At 58.5% G+C, this 14,901-nt stretch carries 11 protein-coding genes; 2 read left to right on the top strand and 9 right to left on the bottom strand.

What is annotated here, in order from left to right; translation table 11 throughout:
- Positions 1–510 (top strand): hypothetical protein (locus tag RBA41_RS06090; protein ID WP_306622028.1); only part of this gene is annotated, 510 nt, incomplete at its 5' end.
- A gap of 461 nt (positions 511–971) precedes the next feature.
- Here RBA41_RS06090 and RBA41_RS06085 read toward each other — a convergent pair.
- A complete protein-coding gene (locus RBA41_RS06085; RefSeq protein WP_306622026.1) occupies positions 972–2,216 on the bottom strand; it encodes a hypothetical protein in 1,245 nt (414 codons plus the stop codon).
- A 463-nt stretch (positions 2,217–2,679) separates the two neighbouring features.
- Here RBA41_RS06085 and RBA41_RS06080 point away from each other — a divergent pair, with 463 nt between their 5' ends.
- On the top strand, positions 2,680–2,874 hold the full coding sequence (locus RBA41_RS06080) for a phosphoribulokinase (protein ID WP_306622024.1): 195 nt from the start codon (positions 2,680–2,682) through the stop codon (positions 2,872–2,874).
- Positions 2,875–3,046: 172 nt separating this feature from the next.
- Here the strand turns inward: RBA41_RS06080 and RBA41_RS06075 are convergent, their stop codons facing one another.
- From RBA41_RS06075 to RBA41_RS06040, 8 genes are all read right to left on the bottom strand, one after another.
- On the bottom strand, positions 3,047–3,301 hold the full coding sequence (locus tag RBA41_RS06075) for a hypothetical protein (protein WP_306622022.1): 255 nt from the start codon (positions 3,299–3,301) through the stop codon (positions 3,047–3,049).
- 286 nt (positions 3,302–3,587) lie between these two features.
- A complete protein-coding gene (locus tag RBA41_RS06070; protein ID WP_306622020.1) occupies positions 3,588–5,798 on the bottom strand; it encodes a S8 family peptidase in 2,211 nt (736 codons plus the stop codon).
- A gap of 3 nt (positions 5,799–5,801) precedes the next feature.
- Positions 5,802–6,971 carry an AAA family ATPase gene (locus RBA41_RS06065; RefSeq protein WP_306622018.1) on the bottom strand — a complete coding sequence of 390 codons (1,170 nt, stop codon included), beginning with the start codon at positions 6,969–6,971 and terminating at the stop codon, positions 5,802–5,804.
- Positions 6,972–7,076: 105 nt separating this feature from the next.
- Positions 7,077–8,228, bottom strand: coding sequence for a TniQ family protein (locus RBA41_RS06060; RefSeq protein WP_306622016.1), 1,152 nt, complete (start codon positions 8,226–8,228; stop codon positions 7,077–7,079).
- 37 nt (positions 8,229–8,265) lie between these two features.
- Positions 8,266–10,068: a TniQ family protein gene (locus RBA41_RS06055; RefSeq protein ID WP_306622014.1), complete on the bottom strand. Its 1,803-nt coding sequence runs from the start codon at positions 10,066–10,068 to the stop codon at positions 8,266–8,268.
- A 2-nt stretch (positions 10,069–10,070) separates the two neighbouring features.
- The gene (locus tag RBA41_RS06050) at positions 10,071–11,567 is read right to left on the bottom strand and encodes an ATP-binding protein (RefSeq protein WP_306622012.1); all 1,497 of its coding nucleotides are present in this window, start codon (positions 11,565–11,567) and stop codon (positions 10,071–10,073) included.
- Positions 11,567–13,960: a TnsB C-terminal domain-containing protein gene (locus RBA41_RS06045; RefSeq protein ID WP_306622010.1), complete on the bottom strand. Its 2,394-nt coding sequence runs from the start codon at positions 13,958–13,960 to the stop codon at positions 11,567–11,569. The genes RBA41_RS06050 and RBA41_RS06045 overlap by 1 nt, the downstream gene beginning before the upstream one ends.
- On the bottom strand, positions 13,957–14,853 hold the full coding sequence (locus RBA41_RS06040; RefSeq protein WP_306622008.1) for a PDDEXK family nuclease: 897 nt from the start codon (positions 14,851–14,853) through the stop codon (positions 13,957–13,959). The genes RBA41_RS06045 and RBA41_RS06040 overlap by 4 nt, the downstream gene beginning before the upstream one ends.
- Positions 14,854–14,901 lie beyond the last annotated feature (48 nt).

Below are 14,901 nucleotides of genomic sequence, written 5' to 3'. Positions count from 1 at the left end.
AGAGAACTCCATGCTATCCGGGCGCATATTGTTGCTTGCATCCAGTCATTGCATGCAATTACTGATCTATTCGCTCACGGCGTTTACTATGGTTTGGAGCTTTCCAAGGTACTAAAGTTGTCCCCGGACGACATTACCTTGTGGAAGGTACAGAAAAGACTGTCGAAGTCGCGCACGGAAAAGACCTTAGCCGTCCAGCTCAACAAATTGGCGACTTCCGGACGAGCCAAGTATCTCGCTGCACTGTCGAATCACAGCAAACACCGCAGCACAGTGAAGAATCTGGTGTCCTTGGACATGACGGGGACCGATCCAGAGCTGATTCGACTAAATTTTGAATCGTTCAACTACGGTAACAAAGAGTTCGACCAGCAAGAAGTCCTACCGCTGCTGGAGGCCGAATTCAACAGAATTTCAAAGATCGTAGTTGACTCCGGCATAGAATTGAATCGTATTTTGCAAGCGAAGTTTTCGTCGTCGAAACCACTCAAAGGCCGGGCTGCGAATTAATTGCAGAGAGGTGGCAGATGGAAAGCTTCCACTCTCTCATCTGTTGGTTACGTGCGTCGATTCGACGTCGGTGCCAACCAACCGGCGCTTCCCGTCGTTGAACATCGACACTCGCGTTGGGCTTGCGGGTGTGGTCTTCAATTCGATGTGTCGTCGCGTGCAGGCGGATCTGTCGTCCGTGCAATCGGATGTGTCGTCCAGCGCTATGCATGTTTCGTCATAATATAAACTTGAATGGCCTCCCTGTAAAATCAATAACTTAGGATCTTCGACCTGCGGACCAGGTGCTGGTAAAAACTTGAATGGACGCCTGTGTAAGCTACTTTTCAGCGCGCAAGAATAATATATTCTTGAATGGCTTCTCGCACACCGGTCCGCTGCAAGTGAGCGTCGTTGTCAAGTTGCTCATGGTAAGTGCTTCGCACTTTTTCCTGTCGCGCGCGCGGCCATGTGTGGCGCCATTATTGATCGAATGGCTCCGATTCTGAAGCACCCGATTTTTTCAAATCGCCAACGGCCGTTCCACTACTAACTGTCAACCCAGGATATTTTTTGCAAAATTCATTGTTCTCCACATCGAGGCGGGCGACAAGGGATCCGCTATCAAGATGCTGTTCCATATGGACCGCCAATGCAGACTGACCAAGTTTGTGCAATCCATTGGTAAGCCGGTTGGTTGCACGCGCCCATTTGGACAAGGTACTCTCTGAGTAGTATTCGAGCTCGAAATCCAAGTCGACAGCGGCGCGTACATTTTCAAATTCTTCGCTCAAGTAGATTGGCCTCGCAATCTCGTAGATGGACTCGATAGCGACAAGTTCATGCCGTGCCATTTTCGCCATACTCAACTGGCCATTGAACACCAAATTGAGATTGTCGATCAGGGACTTGCTGAGGCCCTCGATTGGTGTGCATAGGCCTATATGAGAGCAGAACTCCGCGTGAGTTTTGATTGCACACAATGCTCGACTGAATTCTCCCCCAGATATACCAAAATGGGTTGTGAGACGCGCTTTTGCATCATTAAATGCTTGGCTCCCTCCCCACTCATCATGCGGTGGCAAATTCTTGGCAATATATTCAAGGTCGCTCCTGGAGAGTCTTTTGGTGAACACGCCGTATATGTACTCGTAGCGGATGGTGTCCGAGAGAAATTCAAAGTCGGTAATCATGCCCGCTAAGGCCATGAAACGACTTCGTAGCACCGGAATATTGATCACAGGGGTCTGCGTCAGGTGCTTAACACTTTCCGTATCCTCTGGATAGCGGAAAGTCTGTCCTGTCGGGTCAATTTGGGCGATATCGCGAACAAATTCCAGCATCTGCTCAACCGGCGCTACAAAGCGGCGGTCCGTTGCCAGGGCGACCGTAAAAAAAATTTTCCATAGACCGTCAAGGTTGTGAATCGAGGATAACTTTGTAGGTGGAGTGCTGCGCATCGCCTCGATCACCTCGATCTGCGCCTTCAAAAACAGTTCAACGTGGTGTCTAGCGCAAAAGCAGATTGGATAAATCAGCGTGTCCAGACTCGCCCTTTTTTCCGAATGCTGAATAGCGGTCGTCAAAATATCGACAGCTTCGGCGAAGCCTGTTCCGTAGCTGCGCTTGTCGACGAAACCATTGTTTCCAACGCATGCGTTTAGGTGGGTGGTACCTTCACTGCCCGGATTGAACGTCTTGTTAAAGATCTGTTGTTGAATGCTCATGGTATGGTGCCAAAAACAAAGCCTTGAGGAAGATCCATTCTACAGCCACAAGCAGTGGGCTTATGGAAAGAAAATTTGGCTTCCCGGTTGCCTTGATCGAAACGCTCAGGCTAAGCCGGCGTCGTGGGAGCGAACTTCACGAACAAAACGGTTTTGCTCGCCAAGCAGCTCGGCGTAGCGGTCGTCCGGTGCCACCAGACAACGTGCCAGCACGCCTCGCGGTAAAGGTTGATTTGGCGCATCAGCTAGCCTACGGTCGGCAACTCGCTCTTAGCCTCAATGATCAGGCGGAATTCGTTGGTCTTCACGCTCCATTCTGGCGCATCGAGTCCGAAGGGGCCGCCATGCGCCTCCAGAACGACCAGCGTCAACACTGCGCACGCCGCTGCGGGTCCAGCTGCACCTGACACTGGCCCTTGAAGCGGGCTATCAGACGGGCGAAAAACCGGTTACGGCGGAATTGGTGGAGACGGTGCTGTCGCGCCAGCTCGACGACCTGGAGCCGACACTGGCGCGTCACGGCTACCGGCTCAAGGACATGGCCGAGCAGTTCGATGCCAAGGCGGCCGAGATCCGGGCGATGTTCAGCAACCAGCTCGAACCGAAACGCACGGCCGAGATCCGCGAGCGCATGCTGGCGGCGGGCTTGCCGATATGAGCCTTCATTTGCAGTTAGCGTGAGCCGGCGGCCGTCGAATGCGAGCCGGCGCCGTCGAATGCAAGCTCAATTGCAGATAGCGTGAGCATGGCCCTCCGTCATTTGCAGTTAATTCGAGCCGAAATCGGCGTCGAATGCGAGCACGGTCGGTTTGAAATGCGAGCCGCTACAGTTAACAGCTGCCTTTGTGGTTGGCGCTGACGGCGTATGCTTGCCATCCTTTTGGCCCGCCAGAAGTGCATGTTTCTGTACCAGGAATGGCTTTGGTGGTGACGCAAGTATGAATTCTCTTAGCGCGCTTCTTGGCTAGCCCGTTGGCGATATTGCAAGCTTCGTGAGGAGAAATACCGTATCCCCAGTGTGTCGTTCCGAGAATTTCATCGCTCTGAGTGGAGGGTTCCAGCGCACTAATATTGTTGTCAGGCATTCCAAGCTCCGTTTAAATTGACAATTGCTGAATAGGGCCGTCAACGCAGAGTACATGATTTTCGGGCAAGAAAATGCGCACATTATCTCCAGCGAACTAAAGTGTGCGGATTTTAATGCTTGCGGCCCCTCTGTTGCCGTTGGTGCCGAATTGCCCCAGGTGGCTGGAATTTGTTGCCCCACCAGTACAATCAGCGAACGTGGGGCCAGTGCCGGAGGGGCTGAAAGTCTGTGCATAGGCCAGTTCAAATCAGCAGGCTCGGGCAATCCTGTACCAGCAACGCAGCCTAGGTACGCAGTGGCAGCGTGATCTTCGGCTCAATCGCCTTCAACCTTGCATGCGCCTGAAGAATGGCGTCGTAAAGATTCGCGTGTTTGGGTGCTTCCACGGTGACCACGAGGGCGTAGCGGATCAATTCGCTGTCCTTGCCGCCATTCGCGCCGCCTTCGCGAGCGTTGTAGTGCACGTCGAAGGTCGGTTCCTTCAAGCTCGACCCGTAGAAGGAGTCTTTGGAATGCAGCACGGTCTCCCATTTGCCCAAATCGGAGCGCTGTTCTTGCTCGGTGCGGAACTGGGTCGCGGTGAAGAACGAACGCGGTTTGACTTGGGCGCCGGATTTTTTGTCCACATGGGGCCGGAAGGTGATGGTCAGCCCCGCCTTGGTGTAGGCGGCCGCATCTTCGACGTCGACCGGGCTCGCATAGCAGAACGTCGCACTCACCTTAACTTTGCCTTCGAGCTCGTCGAGCGGCAGTGGAATGGGTGCGCGTAGATACTTCCCCGGGCGTAGCAGGCCCTGGTAAATGATCCGGGCCACTCCATCGCCGCACATGATAATGTGCGCCACATCGTCTGGAATACGGCCCCAGCCGATTTCCTGGACGCTCGCCAACCCCGTCTGCTCGCAGGCATGCACCATCAGGGCCTTGATAGTCAGGGGATGGACATCCTCCCCAAGAATAGCGCGCACGCCCACCCCGGTGCGTAGTCCGAATGGGGAAGCGAAACTCGTACCCATGGTGGCACTCAATTCAGCCTTCATGCCGGGCCGCACCACGTGGAAATATTCCTTGGGCGAGCCGCCGAAGGCCACCGCGTCGGGTTTGCGCCGGCCGGGACTGCGACCCGGACCGACCGCGCTGTACGCGGCGCGGGCCCATGTTTCACCCGAGAAGTTGGCGGCACCGATCGAAAGCGCGTTCACGCTGTCGGACGGTACCTGGATTCGATTGAGCTGCAGCGCCTCGTCACGTTCGCCGTTGTTACCGACCGCGACCGTCAAGAGCGTGTCGCCGTCACTGAGAAGCGTGTCCAGCACCGCCGTCCAGGCATGCACGTCCGAATCCTCGTATGGCAAGTCCGGGCCAAGACTGAGGTTCATGAATTGGTATTGACGCGAAAGCAGGATCTCTTCCACGTGGGCAAGTGTGCGATAAAGTTCGTAGGGGTCCTCGTGATTGGAGTGGGCGTCGAGCACGCGGTAGTGATCCACATAGGAGTATGGACGGGGAGCTTCGGTGCCAGGCTCGATCGGACCGAACAGGAACGCTGAGGTGACGCCTAGGCCATGTTCGAGATAATCGGGGACATCCGCCGCCGCCGCGTCGGACTTCTCGTAGCGCCCGATGTAGCGCTGCAGGATATGTTGGTCGGGTAGGCCGCCATCAAGGATCGCCACCGACGGCTCGTCGGACAACGGCTGAGCGGTAGGCATCCTGAAACTGACCGCGATAGGGCTCGAGCGCGCCAGTGGACGGGCGCTGCGCACTGCGGGCATTGGCCGCACTACACGCAACAGCGTGAACATGGCCAGCGCATCTAGTCCAGACGGATCGCCTTCAACCGCGAGGAACAACATGCCGCCGACCGGGAATTCGTATTTGGTGTTGACGACGAACCCGCAAGCCCCGGCGTAGCCTGTAAACGCCCGCCGCACCACGTCGAGTGACTGATCAGGAAGGCGGTGCAAGCCGACTTCGAAGACCCGGCCGCCGCTCGCCGGATTCGGGCGCACGCGGTCCAAGGCCGTCATGGCGCTGACGTTTTCGACTTCGCGGAACTGCATGGCCGCCGTCGTTCCATCCTGCAACTGCCTCGCATAGTCGGGCAGGCGCGCCAGCGCCGCGCGAGTCCCCGCCACGAAGAGTTCTGTGGTTTCGCAGATGTCGGGTGCCGTGATCCGGTGGTCGGTCCGCGGACTGAGCTTTACGGTCCGGCTGCCGAGCGAAACCAGTCCCGCCTCGCGCAGAAACGCGCGGGGGAAGAAGGACTTTGCGATGTATGCCGGATGTAGATCGAGCTTGAGCACGGCGATGTCCAGCGGACAGGCCTCGGGCGGCAGCGATTTCACGTCCTGCACGGCTTTGATTAATTGGGGCACGACGGCCGCCTGTGCTTCGATCAGTGAGTACGGGTGAACCTTATTGTTTCTCATCGGCGGGGGCGGGATGTCGTACGTCAGCAATTCCCCCTTGCCGATGATGAAGCGGTTGGCCATGGTTTATGTTCCCTTTTTGGGGCCGCGCCCCTTGATCGGCGAAGGACCTGCGTATTTGCGGAGTGTGTCGCGCGCCACACCCGTCATTTCCGATATCTGGTTGTGCGACAGCGATCCGCTTCGTGCTAATTCGATCGCCAGGTCGCGCCGCGCGACTTTGTCCAAGTGCGATGCGTTGCGTGTAGCCAATTCGATGACCAAGCGAGCCGGATCCGTCTGCTGCAAGACGACGCTGCGTCGCAGCGAAGTGACGGTGCGTTCGACATCGGAAAGCGACGTTTTCTGGAGCGAGGAGACGAGCATGGGTATCCAGGGCGCGAACACATCCAGACTGGGACCGAGATAACGGCGCACAGCCGCCTCCACTCCTTGGGTGTCTGCCAAACCGAAAGTTAGAATGGCGTCGAAGCGCCGCCACAGGGCCGGATCGATGAGTTCCGGATGGTTCGTGGCCGCCAACAGCAAGCCCGTGTCCGGCCAAGCATCGACTTCTTGCAAGATAGCGGTAACGAGACGTTTCAATTCACCCACGTCGGACTCGTCGCTGCGCCGCTTCGCGATTGCGTCGACTTCATCTAGCAGCAGGACCGCCTCGTTTTCCTTGGCGTGCTCGAACACCATCCGAAGGTTGTTGCCGGTCTTGCCCAAGAGACTGCTCATGACCGTTGTCAAATCTAGTACCCACAACGGTTTTCCGATTTGCGCGGCAAGCCAGCGCGCCGACAGCGTCTTGCCCACCCCGGGGGGGCCGACGAAGACAGCGGAGCGTGTTGGACGTATGCCGTGCGCGGCGAGTCGATCACGTTCCTTGCGCTCCTGCGTGATAGTGCCCAACTGCCCTAGCAGGCTTTGCGACAGGATGGGGCATTCGATGCCTTTCAAGTCGTCGAAGACACGAATCAGTGACATCTTCGAGTCCGCATCGGCCGGCATCGCTCCCTGAGTCGAGTCGAAGCTGCCGTTACGGCGCATGATCGACGGACCTAACGACCGAGTCTGAGTGGCCTTGAGCGTTTGATCGAGCCGCGAAGCGAACTCGGGATGATACGTCCTGTGCTTGCGGACCAGTTTGGCCAGATACAGCCGTACGTCCTCCACGGCCCCGCTGGCCGCCAATCTGGCTAAATTGGCGAAATCGTCTTCAAGTTCAATGATTGCGTCAGTTGTTTCCACTTTGCCTCTAAAATTTACTGTGATTGCATGTAATTAATTGACGAAGTATATGGCGAATACAATTATATCGCCACTATTTTTCGCGTGGCAAGTCGCCGCAATGTGTCAAAATAGGGTTCCTTGAGTTCGTATCGGTCGCACCCTTGGCAAATTATCATTGAACCACTCTTCGTCGTGCCGCAACAGCCACCGAAACGTTGTCGGAGCAGCACGGAAAAAACGGCTGCGTGTTGCCAATGCCTGTGTTTCCAGAAAATCCAAGCATACTTTGCGGTGCTGGTGCATTGCTGTGTCCTGCCGGAGATTTATTGTGGGTGGCGTGACGTTATCCATCGTCGCCTGCCACAGGCACTGCCGCTGAAATGCCTGCCAGGTACCGAACAGCCAGTCGATCAGGAGCAGGTTGTGAGCAGCTGAGCGCGCCGGCCCCGGATGGGACAAACTGCGTTGCAAGATGTCGATTCCCTTCGGCGAGAGCGCGAGGCTGAAGTCCGGATGCCTGATCAGGAAGTGGTAGCGATGAGCGAACTCGGCGACGAATTGAACCCGCCGCAGCAGGCCCGACGTCGTCAACAGACCGCGATTGCCGAGCGCATTGAACAAGGCGGCGCGCACCGTACGCGCGTCGACGGGTTGCCGTTCATCCTCCAGCACGTCGATGCCGAGCGCAGTCAGACGGACCAGGAGTTGGTGATGGGCCACCCAATCGATCTCGGAAGTCACGGTGGTGGTCGAAGTTTGCTCTGGCAACAGAAAGCGGTTGTGGCGTTCGAGTGGAGACGACATGCATGTCGTCAGAGGCATGTCGTGGATCGTGCAGAGGAATCCTGTCGGCAAATGGTGAGCGCGCCGCCAGAACGCCGTTGCGTGGCGTGCCAGGTCATCTTCGATGCACCGCGTGCAGGCGCGCCACCTGCCGGCCGAGCCGTTCGACAGCGTCGCCAAGCCGTATCCGGCCGTGGCGATGGGGGCGTTGGAGGAGCCGGCATGCCATGGGCGGCTGTCGAGCCGTTCGAAAAATCCCGCCAGGGTCATGTTATGGAGAACGCGGGCCGGATCGCCGAAGCAGTCGTGCGTGACGCCACAAAAGTGAGCCAGATTAACCGGGAATTCGGACACCCGCATGTTGCGCGAGGGGCCAAACGTGCTCCGGCAGGCGTCGCGGTCGTTTCTGGCTGCGTTGGCCAGTCGTATCCTCGCCGCGACGCTGTAGAGCGTTTCGTCTGGCCGTGCAATCGGCAAGGAGTTGATCTGCATGGAAAACGGCTCCTGGTCGACGCGGGTGCCGCAGACGTCAGGCGCCTGGCTGCGCATCCCCCGCGCGGCCGCCAATTGGCCCGCGACGTGTGGTGCGCAGCAGATAGGCCCGGCCTGCCTTGTAGAACTCCCGCTCCGGGCAGGGCCCGTGCCAATCCTTGCCGATACCGCGCTCCTTCAAAATCGATTTGATGATCTGGATGGAGCCTCCTCCACAAGGCACGAAGTCGGAAAAATAGTCCATCATGACCCTGGCTTTGTTGACTTCCAGCCTGGACAGAATGATGATTTTGTGTGCGGGCGTTTCCGGATCGTGAAGGCATTGCAATGTCCAGAGCAAACGCCGTGCGTAGAAATGCCAGATGCCTTCCTCATGGGCTTTACTTGCGACGACACTCAAGGGAAATGCCGGCTCTTTCGGCCAACCGGTGCCTTTGGGCTGGAATATCGATGCAGTAAGCAATTTGTTCCTGGTGATGCGGACAGGTTTTGCGTTTTCTCCGTATAAAGTGACCGAGCTCGCTTTGATGGATTCCGACCATTGGGCATCTTGCAGGCGATTTCGTTCCCTCGTTTTCAGTGCCCTGGCTGCATTCCGTTTTTTGTTCGCGGCGGCAATTGCCAGACGCCGTTCAATCACGTCGCCGGCGTTTGGCAGTAATTTGACAACGCGCTTCATGGCGGTGTAATGGTGGCGCCACAATTGTGGAAGGTCGTAGTCGTCTCGCTGCGCCAAATTGACCAACTCTTTGAGCAACTCTTCCTCCGGCTGTTTTTCCACTGCGGACTCGGCATTGTCTTCGGACAACGTCGGGCCGCGGACAAAAATATGCGGCGGATCGCCGAGTTCGGGTTTTGCGTGGAGGATTGCGTCGGCGTGGCCAAGAAAGCGTGTAGCGTCGCGAAAAAGAAAATAGGCGGCCATCAGGTGCCGGGTCAGCGGCGCCTCCACCGAGGAGTGGGCGCACAGGATGTTGAGCCAGTGTTCCGTTTTCCCAGACCTGTACGCGGGATCAATCGTCGAGAACAGTTCCTTCCCGAAATGTGCCTCGATTTTTCCAAACAGCATCCTGTGATTGACTCGGTCGTCTCCCCACCGGCAACCAATTTCAATCGCGCGCGCTTTATAAATAGTGATCAATTGCTCGATACTCAATCGCCTTGGTTCGGCAGCCAGGAGCGTTTGCGCAAAGCGGGAAAATTCTACTTCCACGCCGGACGCCGGCTGTTGGCCAGCGTGCGCGTGAGCGGCGATCGCGTAACCGCACTCGCACCCCATCCAAGCGGACAGGATCAGCTGCTCTGGCTGGGCAAACGGACACGCGCAAGACGGGCAGCAATCAAGGAGCCGTGTGGCATGTTTCCAGCAGGCGGTCACACCGGGGATCTGGTGCGCTCGATGGATATACGGCCAGCCGTGATCGCGCTCGTCATCGATCAGGCATTGAGCGCACAGGTAGGTGAGCCGGCTGTCGCCCTTGATGCGCCGGGACAGCTTGATCAAGGGGGTGCCCGGGGTACGGTCCGCGTGCCTGGCCGCCGTCTTGGGGCCAAAGAACTGTTGAAACAGCGGCAAAAGCGTGCTGTCGTGTTGTAGCTCCAGCAGATTGGCTTGGGGCGAACCGGGCAGTCTTTCGGCCAGTTTGTCGAGATGCGGCTGTACCAGTCCCGTCAAACTGAAAGGGGACTTTCCGAACAGGTGTTTGTACATCGCGTACATGGTTGGGCACCCCCGGCGGATATGGTATCGGATTACGCGCGAGCCAATGGTTTCGTCAGGAAAACCGGCAGGAAAAAAGGGAAGGAAGCGCGCTGGCGGCGTGGATGGCTTGACGGACATTGTCACACTCCTGATGGGGATGGATTGGTCAGTGGATTGTCATGGACCTGCAATTGCTCGAAGCCGCTGATCAGGTGCTGCTGCAAGCCCTGATTGCGCATGTCCTCCGGGTCAAGGTTGGCCCGCGCGACGGCGTTCTCGGCTTTTTGGTTGGCTTTACGGGTGCGGTTGCGCTGCGCGGTTTCCTTCGCTTGCTGCGGCGCCGGTTTGCGCGGCTTGGCCGGCACCGCAGGGTGCGACGCCGGCACCGATGGCGGCGTGTCCGGAACGGACGGATGCAATCCCCAGCGCACCGCGTACCGTTGCCACGGGATATCGTCGAACTGCTGAAGAAGGATGGGATTTTTGTCGCGAAAACCGGCGATCAGGTCCCGGTCCTTGGCGCTGAAGTCCGGACCGTTGAACGCCTGCGCCATATGGTCCTCGGTAACAAAGGCGCATCCTTCGTCCAAGGCCAGACGCTGGGAACTAGCCCGGATACGTGCGGCATAGTCGCGGATGCCGCCACAATACTTGAACAGAATCGCGCCATCGTCATCGCGAATCGGGGAGGGTTCTGGCATCACATTGTAGCGCCACAGTGCAGGGGCAAGTACGTCGGTGAAGTCAGTCTCGTACGATTCCAAGGGGTGCATTTCAATGTTGCCGCCCGATCCGACGCGCCGCATGTCTTGCGAAAATGTGTCAAGCGCATCCATACCCAGCGGATTGCCCATCAAAACCAATGGAATGCCGAAGTTGAGAAGCCGCAGGAAGAACGTCGCCGCCAGGCCCCCGCGCACGCCGCCGGCGAAATTGCGCCCCTGCAGCTCATCGATGACCAGTACCCCGACACCGTGGTTGATCAGGATGATGCCGGCGTGGACGGCGAGTTTTTCGTTGCTCAGACCGGTGATGCCGCGTTCGCGCGCATAGCTGGTGCCGATGGCGACATCGAGCGCGGTCAGGATCTGGAGCAGCAGGCCGCCAAGCGAGCCGTCATGGCTCATGGCCACGTAGAGCCATGGCGCCTGGACCATGTGGGTCCAATCGGCGCTTTTGGATTTGCCGTGAACGATGCGGGGCGGAATAAGCGACAACGCGCGCAAGATCTCGTAGCTTTTTCCCAGTCCGGTGACGCCGCTCGCGCGCATGCCTTTCGCATAGCTTGGCAACCAGGGCAACTGGTCTATTTCTTTGCCTGCGCAGCGGGCAAGCCCCATGGTGTGCTGCCGCGATGACACCGATGTTGGATTGCGCGCCGTGTAGCCGCGGCGGATCATGCGATACAGGCGGCTTGTCGTATCGAGTGCAGTGAGCGTTGGCTCAAACATCTGATCTTGAAGGCGGTCGAGTAGGTCATGGCGCGCTTGTATGTCGAGGTGTTTGACGTCCACACCCGCCAACGGCCAATTCGCCAAGCGCGGCTCCAGGCCGTCGGTGGATAAATATGCTTCAAGCGGCTCGAGAAAAGGGTTGTCGGTCGGCGGCGGTACGACGGTTTCAACGGATGCGTACATCAAAACTTCCTTTCACTGTTAAAAATGGCGAGGCGATTCTTCCTGATCTCGGTCAGGCGCGGCGAAGCCGATGAGGCCGGGTTGGCCAGGACTGGCGCCGCGACGGCAACCGGCGGCGCGGTGGCCGGCTGTGGCGCAGGTGACGGGAAAGGCGCGCCGTGATCCGCCGCGCGCCGGGCCGCATCGTCAAGCTGGTCGCGCTTTTCCTGGACCTGCGCCGCACGCACGTTCGCCGCCTTCGCGCTTGGCGCCTTCTTGTCGCCCAGGAGCGCCCGCGCCAGCCTTTGCTGTTCTTTTGCCTCGGCCTCAGCCCCTTGTCTGAACGCTTGCTGATCCACGCCATCCTGGTCGCGCTGGGAGGCGCTGGCCAGGCCGTCAATCAGACCGGCATCATTGAGTCCGCAGAGGTCCGCTATGCCCCCCTCAATGATTAGGATGGCGTCATCCTTGATGTTGGGGATGACATGCGTCCCCTGTTTGTCCATTAGAATAATTTGTGAAAGATCATCGGGATCGGCCCGTACCTCGATGTGGATGTTGCCGCTTGCGATTGCATCGCGAATCAGGCCAGAGTGGGCCAGGTATTCATGGTTGAAACGCGCGCCGTGAAGCAGCTCGACGGCATTACCGGTGTTCGGGCGATGGAGCACCAAACCACCGCGTTGGACGGTGGCGGTAAAGCGGGGGAGCAGATGCGCGCGCAGGTAGGTCGGATCAACGGGTTTTCCCGCGACGTAACCATTCAGTCTTGCCCATCGATAGATGCCAATCCTGGTGCGCGGGGCAACTTTCCCTTGCGCGGCAAATTCCCGCCGCATTTCGGTTGGCACCATGTGCAGGGCAAGCTCCTGTTTGGTGTTCGCCCAATGTATCCAGAGCAACAGCAGGCGGGTATAGGTGAACCGGGAAATCAGCGCCTTTCTGATCGCCGGCTGCTCGCCCCGCTTGGCCTGGCGGCCTTTGGTACTTCCGGTAAGGTGGTGGTCGAAACCGCGATGCCGCTCGTGGTGTCCGGACTCGGACGGGCTGTTTCGATCCGCTCTGCCGCTGGCGACGAATTCGATGCGCGACGTCAGTTCATCGACGATCGTGTCAATTCCATCTCTGCTGCGCAACTCGCCATTATCGGAGAGGTATTTGGAGAAAAACAGCGACGGGAAATCTTCCGGCGGCAAATCGAGGCCGTAGCGGGCGAGTATCGCGGCCTTATCGGTTGCCGCCCTCAGGATCGCCATCTTGGCGTCGTCGGTGCCCAGTCCCGCCATACCGATATGCCAGCCAAGGTACAGCCCGAGCCAGGCATCCCGCACGAACAGGCCCCGGCCGACACCAATTGGTTGCAAGGGGTTACCGCAGGCGACGAAGTTGACGTCGACGGGAGAAGCATCCAAGGATCCCACCTGTCCGATAGCGGGGATCCCATCGCGTGCGGTGCCGACAAGAAGGCGGTAGTCGCGCATCCATTCCCCTTCGCCCATCAACCGACGCGCGGCAGCGTTGGCATCGGTGGCGCGCGGGCCATGATAGGTAAAATTAATGTAGGTGGGGCGCAGGTGCGCATCGAGCAGCAGCGGCGCAGCATAGCCGTGTTTGTGCTCATAGCCAGTACTGTAATACGCCGCACTCATGGAGAGGAATGCTTGCGATATGGTGGTACCTGGCCGTACGAACGCCATGTAGGCGTCCTGAATGTTCAGCACATCGGCGTCAGTCAAAATGAGGCCGGCTTTCTCCGAATCGCCCGCTTTCACCAGGGCGTTTTTGCGGCCAAGCTTGACCTGGTTCTTTCCACGCCGGGGGATGCCCGGAGCGCCAGATCGGCCGACATTATTCGGCATCAGCGCATTTTTGATACAGCCAAAAGCGTAATAGCGATGCAGCGCGTCAAATATCTGGCCGGCGCTGACATTCGTCATTCGGGCGCGTTCGCGCACCAGGGCGTGCAGGCACGTAAGGTCGGGCGGGCGTGTGCCCGTGCCGGCCACTACCGGAATAAGCGGTTCGATCAGTTTCCATTTGCGGTTGCGCCGCACTTCGACGGGCGACCGGTCACGGTCTTCGGGGGCGGTATCGGGGGCATCGGCAGGAGGCCACAGCCGGCGCAAATCCTCATCGCCCAGGTACCAGTGGTTCGGCAGAATTAGTTCGCTGCGTTTGACCGCGCTCGTTTCAAGCCAGAATCGCAATTGCGATAGTTTTTCCAAGAAAAAGCCTTTGGCATAGTAGCTTTTTTGTTTTTTTCCGGGCATTTCCCGGGCTGTCACGGGAATGGGGATCAAAGTTACCTGGTCCAGATGGGGGACGATCTCCAACACACGGTGCAAGCCCGGCAGCGGCGAGTCGGCCGACGTGCCGGCAATCACCACGCCCGGTTCGATGGCTGTTTCCGTCATGACCACGTCTCCCCGAAAAAGCGCCGGCGTAAGTTGTCGCGCAGGGCCCGGCCGCCCGCGAGAATCGGATGCGAGGTTAGAATGCGCTTCGACGGGTCAACGTCGATGCTCTGCGTCCAGGCGCAGTGCCGAAACAATAGCCAGGCCTCGTCGTTCGGCAGGCGTAGCGCCTGCGCCGCGTGGATCACCGTTTCGTTGATCGGCAGATCTAGGCATGCGTTGATGTGTTGCGCGAACGTGTCGGCATGGGCAATGAGCCGGGGCGCGCAATGCAGCGTCGAGGCGTCCAGCCACCATTCCAGTTGCCCAGCGGTGAGCAGCGGCACCAAGGCGGAACTGGATACGAAGTAGGTGCAGCCGATGCCGGCGGCATAACGTCGTTCCAGCTCCAGCCGCTCAAGCGTGCGCCATTTGACTTCCTCGTCGGGTTCGGTGATCGGCTTGGACGAGAACCCCGCCAGTGCGTAACCGCCGGGGAGCGGCACCGTGGCAAGCAGGTCAAGACTGGCAACATAGGGAACTCCGGTGCCGATCTCCTGGCCATGGTCGATACCGGCTTCGCGGGCGATATCGAGCAGTCCCCGCGACCAGGGCCTTGTTGTGACGGACGCGGCTCCCGGCGCACCGTCGAGGGGATGAGGATGGGCGATCGGCCAAAGCGGAAACTGTTCGCGCAGATCCCGTACACCCAGCCATAACAGCAACAGCGCGGTATGGTACTCGCCACGAGAGAAATAATACGCCGCGCGGCCTAGCGGCGGCATCGACGAGGCCACTTGATTCGAGTAAGGAGAGGGATTTTTACGCCGCAGGATCAACCAAGGCAGATACCTGCTGCCGTGACCCATGCCGTGGCCCAGCTGTATCCGTTCACACAATTTCTTGTGCGTCATACCCTTTTGGAGGCGCGGCTTTGCGGTTGGCTCGACCGGGAGCGCTGT

It is taken from the genome of Massilia scottii (assembly GCF_030846495.1).
GTDB classification, from domain to species: Bacteria; Pseudomonadota; Gammaproteobacteria; order Burkholderiales; family Burkholderiaceae_D; genus Telluria_A; species Telluria_A violaceinigra.
The sequence above is the reverse complement of the archived record's forward strand: the minus strand, read 5'-3'. Positions and strand labels throughout refer to the sequence as shown.

Coding starts and splice junctions, on each gene's coding strand:
- RBA41_RS06085 (WP_306622026.1), bottom strand. CDS start 2,216: ATGAGCATTCAACAACAGATCTTTAACAAGACGTTCAATCCGGGCAGT.
- RBA41_RS06045 (WP_306622010.1), bottom strand. CDS start 13,960: ATGACGGAAACAGCCATCGAACCGGGCGTGGTGATTGCCGGCACGTCG.
- RBA41_RS06070 (WP_306622020.1), bottom strand. CDS start 5,798: ATGGCCAACCGCTTCATCATCGGCAAGGGGGAATTGCTGACGTACGAC.
- RBA41_RS06055 (WP_306622014.1), bottom strand. CDS start 10,068: ATGTCCGTCAAGCCATCCACGCCGCCAGCGCGCTTCCTTCCCTTTTTT.
- RBA41_RS06050 (WP_306622012.1), bottom strand. CDS start 11,567: ATGTACGCATCCGTTGAAACCGTCGTACCGCCGCCGACCGACAACCCT.
- RBA41_RS06075 (WP_306622022.1), bottom strand. CDS start 3,301: ATGCCTGACAACAATATTAGTGCGCTGGAACCCTCCACTCAGAGCGAT.
- RBA41_RS06040 (WP_306622008.1), bottom strand. CDS start 14,853: ATGACGCACAAGAAATTGTGTGAACGGATACAGCTGGGCCACGGCATG.
- RBA41_RS06060 (WP_306622016.1), bottom strand. CDS start 8,228: ATGCAGATCAACTCCTTGCCGATTGCACGGCCAGACGAAACGCTCTAC.